Origin of the sequence: Bacillus sp. AFS098217 (assembly GCF_002551815.1) — a bacterium.
Taxonomy (GTDB): Bacteria; Bacillota; Bacilli; order Bacillales; family Bacillaceae_G; genus Bacillus_A.
This window is the reverse complement of record NZ_NVPR01000032.1, coordinates 154,651-172,014: the sequence shown is the minus strand read 5'-3', so window position 1 is coordinate 172,014 and position 17,364 is coordinate 154,651. Positions and strand designations below refer to the sequence as shown.

Below are 17,364 nucleotides of genomic sequence, written 5' to 3'. Positions count from 1 at the left end.
AAGAGTACCTGAATGGGCACTCTTTACACAGTTTTTCGTTCAATTAAATGGAAAGGGAGTTCCTCTGAGCTACCTATAATTTGTTCGGCCTGTATTTGCTTATGAAATAAAGAAAAGGCGCGAGCACCCATTGTTAGACCAGGATGTTCAATTGTTGTAATCTCTAATGCTTTCGAAATTTCATGGTTATCAAAGCCGAGAATGGCGAGATCTTCTGGTACACGTAGACCGTGTTTTCTTGCTTCAGTTATTAAACCAGCGGCTACTTGATCATTGGCGGCAAAAATAGCAGTTGGACGCTCTTTCATGTTTAAAATACTGTGCAGAACTTTTGCCCCATCTTGCATATTGTAACATTGGTAAAACATCCAATCTGGTTGTATTCTTTTTTTTGCAGTATGAAGAGCATCGGAAAAGGCTTTTTCACGCTGCTTTGTATTTACACTATTCTGCCTTGCTAAACAAAAACCAATCTTCTCATGACCTTTACGCAATAAATATTCTGTACCAATACGAAATCCTTCATAATGATCAACATAGACGGATGAAATGAGGGAATGTATCATTTTTTCACATGAGATGATAGGAGCAAATTTTGCGAATGGTTCAATATGCTCCCAAGAGCTTGTTCGAGAGCATATAATCATGCCGTCGAATTGTTTCATTTTCATCGTTTCAAGAACTCGAATTTCTTCGATACTATCGTAATTTGTTTGGCATAAATTAATGTGATAACCAGCAGCTAATGCCTCATTCCCAATCCCCTCAATAATCGTGCTGAAGTAGGGTAAATTGATAAAAGGAAGCATGACACCAATTGTAAATGTTTTTCCTTTTATTAAGTGAACCGCATTTATATTTTTTGCATAATTTAATTGTTCAACAGCGTCTAAAACGCGTTCGCGCTTTTCTTCACTTACATAGGGATGATCATTTAATACGCGCGAAACCGTTGTTATGGATACGCCAGCGGTTTTCGCAATTTGTTTTATATTTACCATATGTATCACCTCTTAGCTTATATTATAAAGGCAAATAGATAAAAATGGAAAGAAAGTGAAAAAAGCTTGACCTGAAAAGCTTTTCACAATCTATGTTATAAAAGGGCTTTCTGTTATTCGCGTAACCTTTTCGCTTGGGCGTAAGAATAGTGGAAAGTCTTTTTTTGTCTAAAAAGATACGATATGCTATGTCAAAAAGTGTGAGAATAACGAGGAAAGTTTTCAAAGGGAGAGTGAGAAGAAGGAGCGAATATGAACAACATATAAACGCTTCGTTCGTTAAGAGAGCGATATGAAAGGGCGGAAACAAATTGAAAAAAGGGATCATTTGTTTCGTGTTTTCGAGTGTGTTACTTAGCTCATGTTCGTTTCAGCAAACGATGAAGGAAGAAAAACAATTTGTGGAAAGTGCAGGAGGGGCTGTAGATCGTATATCTGGTCCTATTGTATTACAGGATGTTTCTAAATATTTTCCAGCGCATTTTAAAGTTCCAACGTTTTTGCCGTATGACATTACAAGTGATGTCAAAGGGGAAGTAAGAACGATTGGGAAGAAGAATGCTGTCTTAACGATTAAATATAAGCAACAAGAGAAAGGACGCAAAGATTATGTGGAATTAACAGTTGCGAACTTTTCTTACAGTTTTCCTTATATTGTGGAACAAAATCGATTTCAGGAACAAATGAGGTTGAATAATGGAGCAGCTGCCTATTTTAAAAATAAAGATGACGGTGAACGAGGAGAAGAATTTGCAACGCTGATATGGAAAGAAAAAGGATTAGAATATCAGTTGTTGTATCGAAATGCGACAGTACAAAATGAAGAAGTAATCAAACAGAACTTATTATATATTGCCAACAATATGGAAGAAAAGAACTAGCTGAGACTTTCAGCTAGTTCTTTCGCATATTATTTCTTTTTAACTTTTCCAGTCCAAGATTTAAATCCGCCTTGTAGTTGGTAGAAATCTTTGTAACCTTGTTTTTTTAGATATTGAGCTGCACGACCTGTACGGAAGCCATTTTGGCAATATAAATAAACTGGTTGATCTTTGCGAAGCTCTTTGTGACGAAGGCGAATTTGTGATAATGGAATGTTACGAGCACCTAAAATATGCCCTGCGTTAAATTCATCTGCTTCACGAATATCGATAAGCTGTGCTTTGCGGTAGCCAGCGCGAAACTCTTCTTCTGAAAGTGTTTTAATTAATTTTTTCTGATAGAAAAACATCCATACAGAGTAGCCGATGATTCCTACGATCACCGACAATATAATAATCAAATTTGTTGACACGATTCTATCGCTCCCTTTTTTCTTATCCTACTTTCAATATTATAATGCCCATATGTATTTATGCAACAGATTCATGTGGAGATAAGAAGAAATTTCGTATTCTTTCACAAATTTTGTCGAATTTGATAGACTAGAGATTGTGAAAAATAATTGGTTATATGAGGTGCAAGATGGGAAAAGAAAAATGGTGTTATATTAACTCTGGTCAATGTTCGCCGGCATTTAATATGGCGTTAGATGAATGCTTATTAAATTGGCAAAGTGAAAAGAAAATGCCTCCAACCATTCGTTTTTACGAATGGGAAGTACCAACATTAACAGTTGGGTATTTTCAGCGTGTAGAAAAAGATATCAATATGGATGTAGTAAATGAAAAGAAATATGGGTTTGTTCGCCGACAAACAGGTGGTAGGGGCGTATTGCATGATAAGGAATTGACGTACAGTGTGATCGTCTCTGAAGATCATCCCGATATGCCTAAAACAGTTACAGAAGCGTATCGCGTCATTTCACAAGGGCTACTAGAAGGTTTTAAGGCGCTAGGATTAGAAGCGTATTATGCGGTTCCAAAAACAGAAGCGGATCGTGAAAATTTAAAAAATCCACGTTCAGGTGTATGTTTTGATGCACCGTCTTGGTATGAAATTGTCGTTGAAGGCAGAAAAATTGCAGGAAGCGCTCAAACGCGTCAAAAAGGTGTAATTTTACAACATGGATCGATTCCATTAGAAATCGACTTAGATGAGCTGTATGATTTATTCTTATTCCCAAATGAGCGAGTGAAAGAGCGTATGAAGAGCATGTTTTCTTCTAAGGCTGTCGCAATCAATGAATTAACAGATCGTACGTTTACAATCGAACAGTTGATTGAAGCGTTCCAAGCTGGATTTGAAAAAGGCTTAAATGTAGAACTTGTACCATATGAATTAACAGAAGAGCAGCTTCATGAAGTAGAAACATTAGCAAAAGAAAAGTATGAAAGTGATGAATGGAATTATAAAAAATAAGGAGATGGCAATTGCCACCTCCTTATTTTTTTATAATAAATTAAGTACTTTTTCTACTTTGATTCCTTTTTCTTGTAAAGAACGAAGACGATTTACAACATCCATAATTTCTTTATCGAATGTAACGCTAATTCCTTGGCTTTGTAATTCTTCTTTTAAATTTTCAATAGAATCATCTATATCGATGCCAAGCTCATAATCTTGACACACTTCAATTGTCTTTTTTACAAGCTTTACATAATTTTCTTGTAATTTTGAATTGGCTTCATTTGTAACTGTTTGCTTCGGTTTTGTAGGTATAGCTGCAACCGTCTCTTGCTTTGTAACAGGAGTCGGTACTTCTTTTTTTACAGGTGCTGGAGTAGGTCGTTCTACAACCGTTTCTGAACGCACTGGCTTCGGCGCTGGTGCCGGAGTAGGTTTAGGAGTTACAACAGGTTGTTCAACGCGTGTAACAGGTTTTGGAGCAGCTGTGACTACTTTAGGAGCCTCTACGACTACTTCTTGTTTGGGAGCTGTTTCTACAGGTGTTACGTCCTGTTCAGCAGCTTCTTTATTTTCTTTACTCCACATAACGCGTTCAATTTCTAGGGAAACATTGTTTTTGTTCATTGCTGTTAATGTAACTTTACCAACTTCAGCGTTACCTGTGAAATCGACAATTTTATAAATCACACTTTTGTTCCAATCCACATTTCCGCTCAAAAATAATTCTTCGTTACATTTCGGCGTTAAGCCCTCGATTTTAATTTCTGCGTTTACACCGTTTTCACTATATACCATAATTAGCGAAGCACTTACATCTTCATCTGCTAACATTAGTTCACGTACCATTTTGCCGGTGCGTACTTGCGTTTTCTTCTTAAGTGACATCAAATTTCCCCTCTCAAAAATTCAGTAATAATAAAAAAATCGTATAACGAAAAATAATTGCTCACGAAGAAATATGATACCGATAATAAAAGCATCACGTCAACAATTTACGTTAATTATTTTGCATTTTTCTTTTTTTCTTTATGAAATTTTTCAATTTGTAAAATTATACAGAAGAAAAACAGCCTTCCAAAAGGCTGTTAAAAGTTTGATTTTTTATATAGCAGTTTATATAAAATATAAAAGAAAATAGCGATTAAAGCATTTTGCCAAGTTGTTAAATGATAAGAAAGATAAGGTTGTTTTTTAAAGTAAATGTTTATAAATACCGCTGAGCAAAATGGAATAGAAAATGCGAGTCCGAACAGAATTCTTCTTTTCCAATTCATTGTTTGATTAAAGGAATAGCGCTTTAATAAATATAAAATGAAAAGTATGCCTAATATAATCATTAAAATGGAAAAAGTAGTTCCAGGAATACTAAATGATGGGCCTGTCAATTGAGTTGTTTTTTCAAAAAGTAAAATAAAAAATGAAACAATTGTATCCATCCCAAATTGTATAGCAAGTAACAAACTAATAGCAAAACCAATCATGGATGTTTTTGCTAATTTTGTTTGGTTAGGTAAAGCTAATATGAGCTCATCACAATAAGATTGCAAGTTATCACCAAAAATATCATAAGCATTCTTACCATCTTTTTGAGCTTCAATAAGATGGTCTAAAATTTCTAGTAATAGCTCCTCTACTTGTTGTTCTGGAACATTAGCTAATCGTAGATATACCAACATGTCCCCATAAGCAACTTCATTTTCAGGTGTTAGAAGCTCACGTTTTTTATTGTTAAGTTCTACCAATTCGTTTGCGTTCATCATTCAGACTCTCCCCGCAATAAATTATTTACCGTTGTCGAAACCATCCCCCAGCTCTTTTTAAACTCTTCTAGCTGTTCGAATCCTTTATCTGTTACATGGTAATATTTTCGCTTTGGACCAAGGCTTGAAGCTTTTAATGTGCCAGCAATGAGTTTTTCTTTTTGCATTCGTAATAAAAGGGGATAAATGCTACCTTCGCTTACGAATGTAAAACCATGTTGGTTTAATTTCGTACTTAGTTCGTACCCATACACCTCTTCTTGGGAGATGATGTATAAAATGCATCCTTCGAGCACACCTTTTAGCATTTGACTATGCATGAGTTCACCACTTCCTAGTAACTTGTTGTGCAAGGTAGCTGTTATTTGAATTATAGCACTTCAGTAACTTGCTACGCAAGTTACTGAAGTGGAAAACTTAAAAAAGCGGTAATCTTTCTCTGCTATCCATACTAAAAAAGGGGGGATTGTATGAAGCTGTTTATGCCAAATCTCGTTTATTTCGAACCAAAGGCGTTTGAATACCCGTTTGGAAAAGAGCTGTATGAGAAATTTACAAAGGATGAAGAAAAACGAAAATATAAGTGGGAACGGTGTGGAATCGGAAAATATGTGTATCAAAAAGATGATGCGGTGAGGCTAGAAGAAAAGATTAGAGGTTATATTCATAAATCTTTCCCTAATGCGGAAATTCAATATTTTACATGAGAGAATCTGTAGATGAATACAGATTCTTTTTTATTTTATATATTTAGGCTTGTTTCCACCCTTGTCACGTTATTCTTTCTGGTGTATCATTTTATTGATTGCTTAGTGCGGAATACACAAAATGAAATTGGATGGTGGAAACCGATGCCTACCCCTAGTATGGAAGATTATATTGAACAAATTTATTTGTTGATTGATGAAAAGGGATATGCCCGCGTATCTGATATTGCTGAAGCGCTTAGTGTGCATCCATCCTCTGTAACAAAAATGGTACAAAAATTAGATAAAGATGAATATCTAATTTATGAAAAATATAGAGGGCTTGTATTAACAACAAAGGGTAAAAAAATCGGAGAACGTCTTGTATATCGTCATGAATTACTAGAGCAATTTATGCGTATTATCGGTGTGGATGAAGGCAAGATTTATAATGATGTAGAGGGAATTGAGCATCATTTAAGCTGGGAAGCAATCGATCGTATTGGTGATTTAGTACAATATTTTGAGCAAGATGAGCTTCGAATTGAAACACTTCGCGGTGTTCAAAAAGCAAATGAAGAGCAGGGGAAGTAAAGGGAACGAAATGCGTTTCCTTTTTTGTTTAGAAGAGGAAATCACTTGGTTTAAGTTGAATGTATAGAAATGTGAAAATCGTTTTGTAAAAGGCGGGATAGGAATGAAAGCAATTATTTTTGACTTTGATGGATTAATTGTAGATACAGAAACGATTTGGTTTCAATCTTTTCAGGAGGTAGTTCGCGAATATGGTGGGGACTTACCTCTAGAGGAGTTTGCGAAATGTATTGGAACAACAGATGAAGTGCTTTATACATACATTGAACAACAGTTAAAAGAAAAATTTAATCGGGATGAGTTAAAAGAAAAAGTCTCGATTTTGCATCAAGAGAAAATGAAAATGCCAGTAGCTCGCGATGGGGTGAAAGAGTATTTAGAAGAAGCAAAAGAAATTGGATTGAAAATCGGTTTAGCATCTAGTTCTTCAAGAGAATGGGTTGTTGGATTTTTAGAAGGATTAGGTATTCGAGAGTATTTTGAAGTCATTAAAACAAAAGAGGATGTAGAGAAAGTAAAACCAGATCCAGCGCTGTATAGAGTAACCATTAAAGAGTTAGGGATAGAACCTGCAGAAGCTGTTGTGTTTGAGGATTCGTTAAATGGATTGAAAGCGGCGCTTGCGGCAGGATTAGCGTGCGTTGTTGTACCAAATGAGGTTACAAAGACTTTGCAGTTTGAAAATCATCATCTGCGTTTAGGAAGTATGAAAGAAAAGAGTTTAACGGAAGTACTTCAATATGTAAGGAATCGAGCGTGAAAAAAGAAAGACCGTATTTCCTAAAAGGAAGCACGGTCTTTCTTTTTATTTTTTTTACCTTCAATTACAGTTAAATGAGATTGCTTTCGTTTCCGTTTTAACGAAGTTGGATTTCCTTTCTTCCCTTTGTCATCGGAAGCGTTTCGTTTTAAGAAAGAATTGCTTAGGGGTGCTACATTTTGTTTTCCATATTTGCGGTTCGATTGTTTCGCAGCACGCTTATAGGAGTTTTGCGAATTGGCTGAACCACTGGAGTTTGTGAACATTTTGTATAGCAAGTAAAAGATACCAACAACAAGTAACATAATACCAATGTTTTGTAACATTCCTTTCGGATCTGTAATTGCAGATGAAACGAGACCAAATATTGCTAAACCAATAATAAGCACAAATATAGCGAACATAAACGAACGACCGTTCATAAGGAACACCTCCTAAAAACATATATTAAAATTAGTATATTAGCGATGAGGAAAGGAGTTGAACATCATTTTTAAATAATTATTGTTGTTTATTTTCTAAACGTAATAATTCTTCAAATGATGCGATTGCAACTTCAACTTGATCATCTGCAGGTTCTTTTGTTGTTAATAGTTGAAGCCATAACCCAGGGTATCCTAATAGGCGTAAAACCGGAATATCTCGCAAACGATTTGTAAACTGCAAGACTTCAAAAGAAATACCAAGAACAACTGGAATCAATAAAATACGGTTTACAACTCGGACCCAAAGAGGATCAGTTGGAACAAGAAAGTAGATGAACATTCCGATAATAACTGTAAATATAATAAAACTACTTCCGCAGCGATAATGGAGGCGGGTTTGTTTTTGAACATTTTCTACAGTCAGTGGAAGGTTATTTTCATAAGCATTAATTACTTTATGTTCCGCACCGTGATATTGAAATACCCGCTTAATAAGTGGGGTTAGTGAAACGAAGTATATATAGCTCAGTAATAGAATGAGCTTAATGATGCTTTCGACAATGATTTGCCCAGTATGAGATGGGAAAATCGGCCTTGTCAATTCCGCTAAAAGTGCCGGAACCGCCGTGAAAATGACTTTACCGAATATAAATGATAACACCCCGACTGCTGCTACTCCTAATATCATCGTTAATTTTGACTGTTCTTCTTTTTTTTGTGCAAGTTGTTCATCATTTTCTGGATGAACGTCGAATCGTTCAGAAGCAAAGTTTAAATGCTTTGCTCCATTGGCACTTGCATCAATAATAGCGGCGATGCCTCGTAAAAATGGAACTTTCTTTAGTATGGTTAATACTTTATTACGAACGCGTGGCAATCGATAAAATTCGATTGATTCATCTTTACGACGAACCGCTGTAACAGTATATTCTCTACCGCCAAACATAACTCCTTCTATGACCGCTTGCCCACCATATATTTGTTTTGACTCTTCTGCCATGTTAACACCAACCTGTATTTGTTTCTCTCTTATATAGAAAAGAGGCAATTGTCATACTTGGTTCTGTCATTGTGAGATTTGACAATTACCGAGTTTCCTATATTTTATCGAGAAATACAAGCGGATGACAAGAAAAAATGTTACGAGAGTAGGACATTTCTTATTCTTTTTATAGACAAATTTCGCATGATTTAAACATGCTTCAAAATAGTTTCGGACATACTAGTAAGCGGAGGTGGCAACGTGAAGCAAGAACAATCAGGGATAAATAAATTTGTACAGATTGGTTTATTTGGTGGCGTTTTTTGGGGAAGTATATGGTATTTTCTTCATTTTTTCTCATTTACAGAAGCTGGACCAAACTATTTGCTTTTACCATTTGCTCTTGGGAATTGGAAAGAAGGAGCTTGGGGAAATGTATCGGGTATAGTCTGTATGGGGCTTCTTTCTATTTTAGTGGCGTTTCTCTATAAGGCTCTTTTCAAAAGATTTGAAGGGGTACTACCTGGAATATTGTATGGGCTTTTTTGGTGGAGCATTTTATTTTTCGGGCTTGGTTCTATTGCACCTGTTATTAAAAATGCACTTCATTTACCGAAAGAAACAATTGTTACAACGATATGTATCTTTATTTTATATGGTGTATTTATTTCATATTCTGTTTCGTTTGAAGCGAATAATGAGAATCGAGGAGAAGGTGTAGAGAAGACAAACTATTCAAACAAGTGATTCCTGTGTTAGAATGTTGTATAGACATTCTTTATATTAAGGAGTTTAAGAAGATGAAAAAGTTACTCCTCGTAAACGGTCCTAATCTAAATCGTCTCGGTGTTCGAGAGGTGAATGTATATGGAAAAGGAACGTTAGCGACGCTTGAAACAGAGATAAAGCAAGAAGCAGAGAAATTGGGAGTGGAGTTAGAGTGTTTCCAATCGAATCATGAAGGTGCTCTTATTGATATCATTCATGAGGCTGATGATACATATGAAGGAATCATTTTAAATCCAGGAGCATTTACGCATTATAGCTACGCGATCCGAGATGCGATTGCGAGTATTTCGATTCCTGTTATTGAGGTACATATTTCTAACATCCACCAGAGAGAGTCGTTTCGTCATGAATCGGTGACGGCACCTGCCACGGCAGGACAAATTGTTGGATTTGGTTTTTATGGCTATAAGTTAGCGTTATTTGCATTATTGGAGAAACTTAGGGAGGCATAAACTGATGGAAAAAATCACGAAATTAAGAAGTGCATTTAATGAAGCTGGTATTGATGGTATTTTATTAACGAATGAGTATAGCCGTAGATACATGACGAATTTCACAGGGACAGCTGGTGTCGTACTCATTTCTAATGAGCGTGCGCTGTTTATTACAGATTTCCGCTACGTAGAGCAAGCTGGTAAACAAGCTGTTGGCTATGAAATTGTAAAGCATACAGGACCAATTCTTGATGAAGTTGCCAAACAAGTGAAAGAATTAGGAATTCAAAAGCTTGGCTTTGAGCAAGATACTCTTACATATAGCTCTTATACAGCATATAAAGAAGCTGTTGAAGCGGAATTTGTTCCAACTTCTGGACTTGTAGAAAAGTTACGCTTGATTAAGACGGATTCAGAGATTAAGATATTAAAGGAAGCTGCACAGATTGCAGATGCTGCCTTTGAACATATTCTATCATTCATTCGCCCAGGAGTATCTGAAATTGAAGTGTCAAATGAACTTGAATTTTTCATGAGAAAACAAGGAGCAACATCTTCTTCGTTTGATATTATCGTTGCTTCAGGACTTCGCTCAGCATTGCCGCATGGTGTGGCATCTGAAAAAGTGATAGAAACAGGAGATTTCGTAACATTAGACTTCGGTGCTTATTATAAAGGATATTGCTCGGATATTACTCGTACGATTGCAGTCGGTGAACCATCTGATAAATTAAAAGAAATTTACAGTGTCGTTTTAGAAGCGCAGCTGCGTGGTGTGAACGGCATTAAAGCTGGTTTAACTGGCCGTGAAGCTGATGCATTAACACGTGATTACATAACGGAAAAAGGATACGGTGAATATTTCGGTCACTCTACTGGTCATGGAGTGGGTCTTGAGATTCATGAAGCACCAGGCTTAGCATCTCGCTCTGAAACGGTACTTGAGCCAGGAATGGCTGTGACAGTAGAGCCGGGTATTTATATTCCGGGTGTTGGTGGTGTACGTATTGAAGACGATATCATCGTAACAAGTGAAGGCAATGAAGTAATTACAAAATCTCCAAAAGAACTTATTATTTTGTAATACACAGGAGGATTTTTTGCATGATTTCAGTAAACGATTTTCGTACAGGTTTAACAATCGCGGTGGACAATGGCCTATGGCAAGTTATCGATTTCCAACACGTAAAGCCAGGTAAAGGTGCTGCGTTCGTTCGCTCTAAACTACGTAACCTTCGCACAGGTTCTGTTCAAGAAAAAACATTCCGTGCTGGTGAAAAAGTAGAAAAAGCACATATCGAAAACCGTCGTATGCAATACTTATACGCGAGCGGTGAGTCTCACGTATTCATGGATAACGGAACTTATGAGCAAATCGAACTTGGTGAAGCTCAAATCGAGCGCGAGCTAAAATTCTTAAAAGAAAACATGGAAGTAGCTATTATGACATACCAAGGCGAAGTACTTGGAGTTGAACTTCCAAATACTGTAGAGTTAAAAGTTGCTGAAACAGAGCCAGGTATTAAAGGTGACACAGCTTCTAACGTAACAAAACCAGCTACATTAGAAACTGGTCTTGTTGTACAAGTACCAATCTTCATTAACGAAGGCGAAATGCTTATCATCAACACAGGTGAAGGTAAATACGTTTCTCGTGCATAGTTAGAAAAAGCACTCGTGATTATCACGGGTGCTTTTTACATGAAATAAGGTAGATAATAAATAATGGTTGTAACAAGACTGATAACAACAAGAGACAGAGTACCAGTTATGTATGGATTTAAATTGATTTGAAATGGCTTTATTTCTCCTGTTTCAACACCCGTCAAGCCTTTATATACAGCATGATCCATATTGGCATTCCTTGATATACTCATGATAATGAACCATATAACCGCAAATATACTTAAACTTCCTAGAAAAAAGGTCTCTATAAATGACCAACCAACTAGCTTTGAAAAGAGGTAGATACCAACAAGCTCTAATACAATTGTCATAAAGAATTTAACTTTCTTCATTTTGATACCTCCTCATTCTTTCATTTCATCCAATTTAAAAAGTTTTCTCGAGAGACAACGTGTAGTGTACAAGGAGACTTTGTTTCCTTTTCTAATGCAGCGTGTTCATCTGGAAATTTCTTTTCTACGTGTAGTGACATATAAGGTAATTTCTCCTGTGCTTTTAAAGAACGGATATTCGTAGTTTTGGCACCAGCAAATACATGTTTTAGATGTAATTCTTCAAATGCGATTTTTAAAATTTCCTTTTTAGCAGCCTCATTATATCCTTGTCCCCAATAAGGATAACCTAGCCAACTACCGATATGAGATTGCTTTTTTTCATAATTGATGTGCTTGAGGGTAGTGATGCCAATTACTTCTTCTTTTTCATTTACAATCACTCTTGATAGAGAATGCTTTTTCTGTTCGTCTTCCATTGTAAAACGAATAAATGCTTTCGTGTCTTCGATAGTCTCTACTTTTAGACCTAGGGTGTCTTTCACATGTGGATCGCTTGATAATGTAAAAATGATTTCTGCATATTGTAAATCAAATGGTAATAATAGGATATGTTTCATAACCTATCTCCTTTCTTTATTAAATATAACATAAAATAATAAGAATATTCAGATTTTAATTATGATCAAAGTAGAAAAATTATGTTTTTACTTCTGAAATAGACAACCTCTGCATATGGTTGTACAAATCTATTCTTTTTGAAATACGGCTTTTTTAGTAAGTCTAAGAAGCTGCTTGAAAAGTAATTGTTAGGAGAGAAGGTGGAAGAATGAAACAGTGGCTGGCGGCAATGGAAACATCCGTGCTTGTCATGGGATTGCTTCGGTTGTTTTCAGGTAGTGTGGAGATATTCGCCGCTTTGCTTATGCTCTATGTGAATGATGCGAAAAAGGCATTGTTTATAAACGGTATGTTGGCATTTGTTGGACCGACTGTATTAATCATAACGATGTCAATCGGCATTGCGAGCGTCGCAAGTGAAATTTCTTTTTTGAAACTTTTTTTTCTAACTCTTGGAATTGGCTGCATTTTTATTGCAGTGTTGAAATAGTAAGTCAATTATAGTGGGGAGAAGCCGATGAAGGAAGTATTAGAGGTTTTACCAAAAACGATGAAACAGTTCATTGAAGGCTGTAAACAATATCATGAATTAGAGGAAATCCGGGTTCGAATTGGAAGGCCGCTCGAATGTATCGCATACGGAGAGGTGTTTTTTTATGATTATATCGTCACAGCAGAGGATGCCATTTATTTATTAAATAAGCTGAGTCAATATTCAATTTATACGATGGAAGAAGAGTTAAAACGCGGGTATGTTACGCTGCGTGGTGGTCATAGGATTGGTTTGGCGGGAAAAGTAATTACAGAGAAAAGTGCAGTGAAGATGATCCGAGATGTTTCATCATTTAATATTCGGATTGCGCGTCAAAAAATGGGAATTGCCGAACCTCTTCTTTCTTATTTGTATGAATCACGTTGGTTAAATACGATGGTAATTGGACCGCCACAAACAGGGAAAACAACACTTCTCAGGGATGTCGCACGTTGTATGAGTCAAGGGGTCCGTCCTCATGAAATTCCTTCTTGTAAAGTTGGAATTGTTGATGAACGCTCAGAAATTGCGGGATGTGTAAAAGGGATTCCGCAATATGAATTTGGTCCACGGGTTGATGTGCTGGATGCTTGTCCAAAAGCAGAAGGAATGATGATGATGATTCGTTCTATGAGCCCGGATGTATTAATCGTTGATGAAATTGGGCGCATGGAAGATAGTGAAGCAATTATGGAGGCAGTCCATGCTGGTGTTCAGCTTTTTATAAGTGCGCACGGATTTTCTTTTGATGATGTAATGAAGCGACCATCTTTAAAGGCTGTAATGGAACTTGGTGTGTTTGATCGCTTTATTGAACTATCAAAAGCAAAGGGCCCTGGAACCGTTGTTCAAGTGAAGGATAGAGATGGAAAGCCTGTTCAAAGGCGAGGGAAGGTTCAAAGTGTATGGTGAAAATATTTGGTGCGGTGTTAATTGTAGTAGTTACTACTTTCTTTGGTTTTTCGTACGCCAAAAGATATAGTGAACGTCCGCGTCAACTGAGGCTTTTAAAAGCAGCGCTTCAATCGTTAGAAGCTGAAATTATGTATGGACATACGCCTTTATCTGAAGCGGCAGAACGCTTAGTAAAGCAAATGCCAAGGCCATTACATTGGATATTTCAAAGTTTCTCTAAACGGCTAGAGAGCGGTGAACAGACAGTTAGAGAGGCTTGGTTTGACAGTTTACAAGAAAATTGGAAACTAACTGCATTTAGACAAACTGAATATGAGATTTTGCAACAATTCGGTGAAACGTTAGGGCAGCATGATCGTGAATCGCAGCAAAAACATATTCGCTTATGTATTACACATTTAGAAAGAGAAGAGGGAGAAGCGAAAGCGCTGCAACTTCAATATGAAAAGATGATAAAAAGCTTAGGTGTGTTAGCAGGACTACTCATTGTAATTTTACTGCTATAGGGGGGAGAAAGGCGATGTCCATTGATGTTGGATTAATATTTCAAATCGCCGGAATCGGCATTGTTTTAGCTTTCATTCATACCGTATTAAAAGAATTAAAGCGAGAAGATATTGCAAACTGGGTTATTCTCGTTGGGTTTGTCGTTATTTTATTTCATGTTGCATTTCTGATTAATACTTTGTTTGACAAGATAAAAAGTGTCTTTCTCTTCCAGTAAAGGAGGCGATTCGAATCGAGATTATACAAATTGTCGGATTAGGCCTCGTCGCAACTTTTTTAGCTGCTGTTTTGAATCAACATAAATCTAGTATCACGTCGTTGTTCATTGTGTTCATTGGTAGTGTAATGTTTCTTTTATTAATCGATCAAATCCATTCTATTTTAAGAATGATTGAGAGAGTTGCAAGTGAAGCAAAGGTAAGCAATGTATATGTAGAAACGCTGCTAAAAATCATTGGCATTGCTTATATTGCCGAATTTGGTGCTCAAATTACAAAAGATGCCGGTCAAGGGGCGATTGCTTCAAAGATTGAATTGGCAGGAAAAATTTTAATCCTTGTCATGGCTATTCCGATTTTGACAGTTGTAATTGAAACAATCCTTGGTTTTTTACCTACGGGATAAGGGGGAGTGAATGTTGCGAAAGTTTGGAGCTAAGCTACTGTTTGCTTGCTTCCTCTTCTTTTCTTTACCAATTGTTGTACAAGCTTCTCCTTTAGAAAAAAACGTCGTAGATCAGCAATTAGATAAACTCGGAATCGAAGATGTGAAGCAGTATTGGGACGGGCTTGTCACAAAATATGGAGGCTATTTACCAGAGAGTCAAAAGGGAAGTTTTATGGAATTTGTAAAGGGAGAAAAGGAATTTTCTATAAAAGAGTGGATGACAGGGCTATTGAAATATTTGTTCCATGAGCTTGTTGCAAATGGAAAATTACTTGGGACGCTCATTATGCTCACAATTTTTAGTGCATTATTACAGTCCTTACAATCCGCTTTCTCAAAGAGCAGCGTGAGTAAAATTGCTGATGCAGTTGTATATATGGTGCTGATTATTTTCGCTTTAAATAGTTTTTATGTAGTCATGACGTATGCGCGAGAAACAATTCAAACGATGGTAGATTTCATATTAGCTTTACTTCCTATTTTACTAGCACTCATAGCGACAGGGGGCGGGGTTGTATCGGTATCATTCTTCCATCCGATTATCATTTTTTTAATGAATACAAGTGGGATGCTCATGAACTATATTGTACTTCCTCTTTTATTGCTTGCGACGATCTTAAGTATTGTGAGTACAATGAGCGATCAATATAAAGTTACGAAATTGTCCAAGCTCCTGCAAAATGTAAGCGTTGGGATTATTGGTATCTTTTTAACCGTTTTTCTCGGAGTATTATCAGTGCAAGGGACAGCAACAGCAGTTGCTGATGGTATAGCAGTTAAAACAGCGAAGTTTGTAACAGGAAACTTTATTCCGGTGGTAGGAAGGATGTTTACAGAAGCGGCAGATACTGTGATTAGTGCTTCTGGGTTGTTAAAGAATACAGTCGGGATTATAGGGCTTGTTATTTTATGTTTAATCGTTGCGTTTCCAGCGATTCAAATCTTTTGTATTGCATTTATTTATAAATTTGCCGCAGCAGTACTACAGCCAGTTGGCGGGGGAGCTATTATTCAGTGCTTGGATATTATAGGACGAAGTATTATCTATGTATTTGCTTGCTTAGCTATCGTATCGTTTATGTTCTTTTTAAGTATTACCATTATTATTGCCGCGGGGAACATTACCCTTATGATGCGATAGGAGGTGGCAAGTATGCAATTTGTTACAGAGTGGATTAGAAATATTATCGTTTTTTTACTCTTGGCGACAATGCTTCATCTTATCCTTCCCAATTCAAATCTACAAAAGTATGTCAAATTTGTTGTGAGCTTATTGTTAGTCGTTTTAATCTTGACGCCGCTATTTAAGTTATTACAAACGGATGTAAATGAAGTGATTGCGAATTTTAATCAAGAAAAATATGTAACAGATGGATCGGTAAAAAATTCAATTGATACAAAGAAAAAAGAAATACAAGCTCTCACACGTGCATATAGTTTAGAAGAGATGGCTGTCAAAATGAAAAAAGAAGTTGGAAAAGAGTTTGAGAAAAAGTATGGTGTGACAGTGTCTGAAATAAAAGTAATTGCACCAGAAACGAAAGAAGAAGTAAAAACAGCAAAGGATATCCAATCTGTCATTGTGACACTAAAAGAAGCTGAACCGAAGAAAAATGATGCAATTGAAACAGTAAAACCAGTTGAAATTAATACGAAAGAACCACGGAAAACTTCGGAAGAAACAAATGTAGAAATGAAAGAGTTCTTTTCAAACAAATGGCAGCTAGAGGATAAACAAATCCAAGTTCAAATGGAAGGAGGGACAGGTAGAGTAAATGGACAATAAAGATAAAAATCTAAAATTCTCGTTTTTTCGAAACTTATTGAAAGGGGACGAAAAAGATGATAAGGAGAAGGGGAAAAAGGTAACACCAAAGTTTTTGCTTGTCCTACTCATACTTGGAATTTTGCTTATGTTTTCTAGCAATTTCTTTCAAACAAAAAAAGAAGAAGTGCCCGTGTTCAAAGAAAAGACAAGTCAAGATTCAGGAAAAGATGTGCCGACCTTTGGGCAAAAGAATAGCGACAACATGTCAATTGTAGAAAAATACGAAAAAGCATATGAGCAAGAATTGAAATCTGCATTAGAAGATATAACAGGGGTAAAAGATGTATCTATTACAGTGAATTTAGATTCATCTGAGGAAAAAATACTTGAAAAAAATACTGTGAAGCGTTCGCAAACAACAAGTGAAACCGATAAAACAGGAGGCACAAGAAAAGTGGAAGATGAGTCTCTTGATGAAAAGACGGTCATTATACGCGAAGGTGATAAAGAAACTCCAGTTGTTTTACGAACAGAGAAACCGAAAGTACGTGGTGTCCTTGTCGTAGCAAAGGGAGTGGATAATATACAAATAAAAGCAATGGTAAAAGAAGCAGTGACGCGTATGTTAGATGTACCATCTCACCGCGTTGCAGTATTACCAAAAAAGGGCTAGGGAG

25 protein-coding genes and 1 pseudogene are annotated in these 17,364 nt (G+C 36.4%); 17 read left to right on the top strand and 9 right to left on the bottom strand.

All coding sequences use genetic code 11. The features are described from left to right. Window positions 1-23: 23 nt before the first annotated feature. A complete protein-coding gene (locus COO03_RS09075) occupies window positions 24-1,001 on the bottom strand; it encodes a LacI family DNA-binding transcriptional regulator (RefSeq protein WP_097896858.1) in 978 nt (325 codons plus the stop codon). Window positions 1,002-1,336: 335 nt separating this feature from the next. On the opposite strand from COO03_RS09075, the gene COO03_RS09070 reads away from it, so the two are divergent. Continuing rightward, entirely contained in the window at window positions 1,337-1,882 is a 546-nt protein-coding gene (locus tag COO03_RS09070) for a DNA polymerase III subunit delta (RefSeq protein ID WP_141523188.1), read from the top strand. A 29-nt stretch (window positions 1,883-1,911) separates the two neighbouring features. On the opposite strand, the gene COO03_RS09065 is transcribed toward COO03_RS09070, so the two are convergent. Further along, the gene (locus COO03_RS09065) at window positions 1,912-2,295 is read right to left on the bottom strand and encodes a rhodanese-like domain-containing protein (protein ID WP_097896856.1); all 384 of its coding nucleotides are present in this window, start codon (window positions 2,293-2,295) and stop codon (window positions 1,912-1,914) included. Window positions 2,296-2,465: 170 nt separating this feature from the next. Here COO03_RS09065 and COO03_RS09060 point away from each other — a divergent pair, with 170 nt between their 5' ends. Continuing rightward, window positions 2,466-3,302: a lipoate--protein ligase family protein gene (locus COO03_RS09060; protein WP_097896855.1), complete on the top strand. Its 837-nt coding sequence runs from the start codon at window positions 2,466-2,468 to the stop codon at window positions 3,300-3,302. Between the two features lie 30 nt (window positions 3,303-3,332). Here the strand turns inward: COO03_RS09060 and COO03_RS09055 are convergent, their stop codons facing one another. From COO03_RS09055 to COO03_RS09040, 3 genes are all read right to left on the bottom strand, one after another. Further along, window positions 3,333-4,175: a hypothetical protein gene (locus COO03_RS09055; protein ID WP_097896854.1), complete on the bottom strand. Its 843-nt coding sequence runs from the start codon at window positions 4,173-4,175 to the stop codon at window positions 3,333-3,335. A 200-nt stretch (window positions 4,176-4,375) separates the two neighbouring features. Next, complete coding sequence (locus COO03_RS09045) at window positions 4,376-5,047, bottom strand: DUF1129 family protein (protein WP_097897059.1); 672 nt, start codon at window positions 5,045-5,047, stop codon at window positions 4,376-4,378. Further along, window positions 5,047-5,370 carry a PadR family transcriptional regulator gene (locus tag COO03_RS09040; RefSeq protein WP_097896852.1) on the bottom strand — a complete coding sequence of 108 codons (324 nt, stop codon included), beginning with the start codon at window positions 5,368-5,370 and terminating at the stop codon, window positions 5,047-5,049. The genes COO03_RS09045 and COO03_RS09040 overlap by 1 nt, the downstream gene beginning before the upstream one ends. A gap of 240 nt (window positions 5,371-5,610) precedes the next feature. Here COO03_RS09040 and COO03_RS09035 point away from each other — a divergent pair. The 3 genes and pseudogenes from COO03_RS09035 to COO03_RS09025 form a co-directional block, all read left to right on the top strand. After that, window positions 5,611-5,757, top strand: a pseudogene (locus COO03_RS09035) (spore photoproduct lyase family protein); the annotation flags it as partial. A 144-nt stretch (window positions 5,758-5,901) separates the two neighbouring features. Beyond that, on the top strand, window positions 5,902-6,330 hold the full coding sequence (gene mntR, locus COO03_RS09030; RefSeq protein ID WP_097897058.1) for a transcriptional regulator MntR: 429 nt from the start codon (window positions 5,902-5,904) through the stop codon (window positions 6,328-6,330). 103 nt (window positions 6,331-6,433) lie between these two features. Further along, on the top strand, window positions 6,434-7,090 hold the full coding sequence (locus COO03_RS09025) for an HAD family hydrolase (protein WP_097896850.1): 657 nt from the start codon (window positions 6,434-6,436) through the stop codon (window positions 7,088-7,090). Between the two features lie 20 nt (window positions 7,091-7,110). Here the strand turns inward: COO03_RS09025 and COO03_RS09020 are convergent, their stop codons facing one another. Both COO03_RS09020 and COO03_RS09015 read right to left on the bottom strand, forming a co-directional pair. Next, the gene (locus COO03_RS09020) at window positions 7,111-7,512 is read right to left on the bottom strand and encodes an SA1362 family protein (RefSeq protein WP_097896849.1); all 402 of its coding nucleotides are present in this window, start codon (window positions 7,510-7,512) and stop codon (window positions 7,111-7,113) included. Window positions 7,513-7,591: 79 nt separating this feature from the next. Continuing rightward, entirely contained in the window at window positions 7,592-8,515 is a 924-nt protein-coding gene (locus COO03_RS09015; protein ID WP_097896848.1) for a DUF1385 domain-containing protein, read from the bottom strand. 243 nt (window positions 8,516-8,758) lie between these two features. On the opposite strand from COO03_RS09015, the gene COO03_RS09010 reads away from it, so the two are divergent. From COO03_RS09010 to efp, 4 genes are read left to right on the top strand one after another with little or no spacing between them, the layout of a single operon-like run. Further along, the gene (locus tag COO03_RS09010; protein ID WP_097896847.1) at window positions 8,759-9,244 is read left to right on the top strand and encodes a YqhR family membrane protein; all 486 of its coding nucleotides are present in this window, start codon (window positions 8,759-8,761) and stop codon (window positions 9,242-9,244) included. A gap of 53 nt (window positions 9,245-9,297) precedes the next feature. Next, on the top strand, window positions 9,298-9,738 hold the full coding sequence (aroQ, locus tag COO03_RS09005) for a type II 3-dehydroquinate dehydratase (RefSeq protein WP_097896846.1): 441 nt from the start codon (window positions 9,298-9,300) through the stop codon (window positions 9,736-9,738). A gap of 4 nt (window positions 9,739-9,742) precedes the next feature. After that, the gene (pepQ, locus tag COO03_RS09000; protein WP_097896845.1) at window positions 9,743-10,804 is read left to right on the top strand and encodes a Xaa-Pro dipeptidase; all 1,062 of its coding nucleotides are present in this window, start codon (window positions 9,743-9,745) and stop codon (window positions 10,802-10,804) included. Between the two features lie 20 nt (window positions 10,805-10,824). Beyond that, complete coding sequence (efp, locus tag COO03_RS08995) at window positions 10,825-11,382, top strand: elongation factor P (RefSeq protein WP_097896844.1); 558 nt, start codon at window positions 10,825-10,827, stop codon at window positions 11,380-11,382. Between the two features lie 35 nt (window positions 11,383-11,417). Here efp and COO03_RS08990 read toward each other — a convergent pair whose 3' ends face one another. Beyond that, window positions 11,418-11,738 (bottom strand): hypothetical protein, encoded by a 321-nt coding sequence (locus COO03_RS08990; protein ID WP_097896843.1) that lies wholly within the window; start codon window positions 11,736-11,738, stop codon window positions 11,418-11,420. A gap of 20 nt (window positions 11,739-11,758) precedes the next feature. Further along, window positions 11,759-12,298 carry a GNAT family N-acetyltransferase gene (locus COO03_RS08985; RefSeq protein WP_097896842.1) on the bottom strand — a complete coding sequence of 180 codons (540 nt, stop codon included), beginning with the start codon at window positions 12,296-12,298 and terminating at the stop codon, window positions 11,759-11,761. 209 nt (window positions 12,299-12,507) lie between these two features. On the opposite strand from COO03_RS08985, the gene COO03_RS08980 reads away from it, so the two are divergent. The 8 genes from COO03_RS08980 to spoIIIAG are packed head-to-tail and all read left to right on the top strand — an operon-like array spanning window position 12,508 to window position 17,360. After that, a complete protein-coding gene (locus COO03_RS08980; RefSeq protein WP_097896841.1) occupies window positions 12,508-12,789 on the top strand; it encodes a YqhV family protein in 282 nt (93 codons plus the stop codon). 27 nt (window positions 12,790-12,816) lie between these two features. Further along, window positions 12,817-13,743 carry a stage III sporulation protein AA gene (gene spoIIIAA / locus COO03_RS08975; protein ID WP_097896840.1) on the top strand — a complete coding sequence of 309 codons (927 nt, stop codon included), beginning with the start codon at window positions 12,817-12,819 and terminating at the stop codon, window positions 13,741-13,743. Continuing rightward, window positions 13,737-14,252 (top strand): stage III sporulation protein SpoIIIAB, encoded by a 516-nt coding sequence (spoIIIAB, locus tag COO03_RS08970; protein ID WP_097896839.1) that lies wholly within the window; start codon window positions 13,737-13,739, stop codon window positions 14,250-14,252. The genes spoIIIAA and spoIIIAB overlap by 7 nt, the downstream gene beginning before the upstream one ends. A 14-nt stretch (window positions 14,253-14,266) precedes the next feature. After that, complete coding sequence (gene spoIIIAC, locus COO03_RS08965) at window positions 14,267-14,470, top strand: stage III sporulation protein AC (RefSeq protein WP_000020914.1); 204 nt, start codon at window positions 14,267-14,269, stop codon at window positions 14,468-14,470. An 8-nt stretch (window positions 14,471-14,478) separates the two neighbouring features. Then, window positions 14,479-14,877: a stage III sporulation protein AD gene (gene spoIIIAD, locus COO03_RS08960; protein WP_255257262.1), complete on the top strand. Its 399-nt coding sequence runs from the start codon at window positions 14,479-14,481 to the stop codon at window positions 14,875-14,877. 10 nt (window positions 14,878-14,887) lie between these two features. Beyond that, window positions 14,888-16,060: a stage III sporulation protein AE gene (spoIIIAE, locus tag COO03_RS08955; protein ID WP_097896837.1), complete on the top strand. Its 1,173-nt coding sequence runs from the start codon at window positions 14,888-14,890 to the stop codon at window positions 16,058-16,060. Window positions 16,061-16,072: 12 nt separating this feature from the next. After that, window positions 16,073-16,705 carry a stage III sporulation protein AF gene (gene spoIIIAF / locus COO03_RS08950; RefSeq protein ID WP_097896836.1) on the top strand — a complete coding sequence of 211 codons (633 nt, stop codon included), beginning with the start codon at window positions 16,073-16,075 and terminating at the stop codon, window positions 16,703-16,705. Then, a complete protein-coding gene (gene spoIIIAG / locus COO03_RS08945; protein ID WP_097896835.1) occupies window positions 16,695-17,360 on the top strand; it encodes a stage III sporulation protein AG in 666 nt (221 codons plus the stop codon). Before spoIIIAF ends, spoIIIAG begins: the two co-directional genes overlap by 11 nt. Window positions 17,361-17,364 lie beyond the last annotated feature (4 nt).

Bases quoted from the DNA above. Each gene is read 5' to 3' on its own strand.
- COO03_RS09075 (WP_097896858.1), bottom strand. From the start codon at position 1,001: ATGGTAAATATAAAACAAATTGCGAAAACCGCTGGCGTATCCATAACA.
- spoIIIAF (WP_097896836.1), top strand. From the start codon at position 16,073: ATGCAATTTGTTACAGAGTGGATTAGAAATATTATCGTTTTTTTACTC.
- COO03_RS08990 (WP_097896843.1), bottom strand. From the start codon at position 11,738: ATGAAGAAAGTTAAATTCTTTATGACAATTGTATTAGAGCTTGTTGGT.
- COO03_RS09045 (WP_097897059.1), bottom strand. From the start codon at position 5,047: ATGAACGCAAACGAATTGGTAGAACTTAACAATAAAAAACGTGAGCTT.
- COO03_RS09040 (WP_097896852.1), bottom strand. From the start codon at position 5,370: ATGCATAGTCAAATGCTAAAAGGTGTGCTCGAAGGATGCATTTTATAC.
- pepQ (WP_097896845.1), top strand. From the start codon at position 9,743: ATGGAAAAAATCACGAAATTAAGAAGTGCATTTAATGAAGCTGGTATT.
- COO03_RS09020 (WP_097896849.1), bottom strand. From the start codon at position 7,512: ATGAACGGTCGTTCGTTTATGTTCGCTATATTTGTGCTTATTATTGGT.
- spoIIIAB (WP_097896839.1), top strand. From the start codon at position 13,737: ATGGTGAAAATATTTGGTGCGGTGTTAATTGTAGTAGTTACTACTTTC.
- spoIIIAC (WP_000020914.1), top strand. From the start codon at position 14,267: ATGTCCATTGATGTTGGATTAATATTTCAAATCGCCGGAATCGGCATT.
- efp (WP_097896844.1), top strand. From the start codon at position 10,825: ATGATTTCAGTAAACGATTTTCGTACAGGTTTAACAATCGCGGTGGAC.
- COO03_RS09025 (WP_097896850.1), top strand. From the start codon at position 6,434: ATGAAAGCAATTATTTTTGACTTTGATGGATTAATTGTAGATACAGAA.
- COO03_RS09055 (WP_097896854.1), bottom strand. From the start codon at position 4,175: ATGTCACTTAAGAAGAAAACGCAAGTACGCACCGGCAAAATGGTACGT.
- mntR (WP_097897058.1), top strand. From the start codon at position 5,902: ATGCCTACCCCTAGTATGGAAGATTATATTGAACAAATTTATTTGTTG.
- COO03_RS08985 (WP_097896842.1), bottom strand. From the start codon at position 12,298: ATGAAACATATCCTATTATTACCATTTGATTTACAATATGCAGAAATC.
- spoIIIAA (WP_097896840.1), top strand. From the start codon at position 12,817: ATGAAGGAAGTATTAGAGGTTTTACCAAAAACGATGAAACAGTTCATT.
- COO03_RS08980 (WP_097896841.1), top strand. From the start codon at position 12,508: ATGAAACAGTGGCTGGCGGCAATGGAAACATCCGTGCTTGTCATGGGA.
- aroQ (WP_097896846.1), top strand. From the start codon at position 9,298: ATGAAAAAGTTACTCCTCGTAAACGGTCCTAATCTAAATCGTCTCGGT.
- COO03_RS09060 (WP_097896855.1), top strand. From the start codon at position 2,466: ATGGGAAAAGAAAAATGGTGTTATATTAACTCTGGTCAATGTTCGCCG.
- spoIIIAE (WP_097896837.1), top strand. From the start codon at position 14,888: ATGTTGCGAAAGTTTGGAGCTAAGCTACTGTTTGCTTGCTTCCTCTTC.
- spoIIIAG (WP_097896835.1), top strand. From the start codon at position 16,695: ATGGACAATAAAGATAAAAATCTAAAATTCTCGTTTTTTCGAAACTTA.
- COO03_RS09015 (WP_097896848.1), bottom strand. From the start codon at position 8,515: ATGGCAGAAGAGTCAAAACAAATATATGGTGGGCAAGCGGTCATAGAA.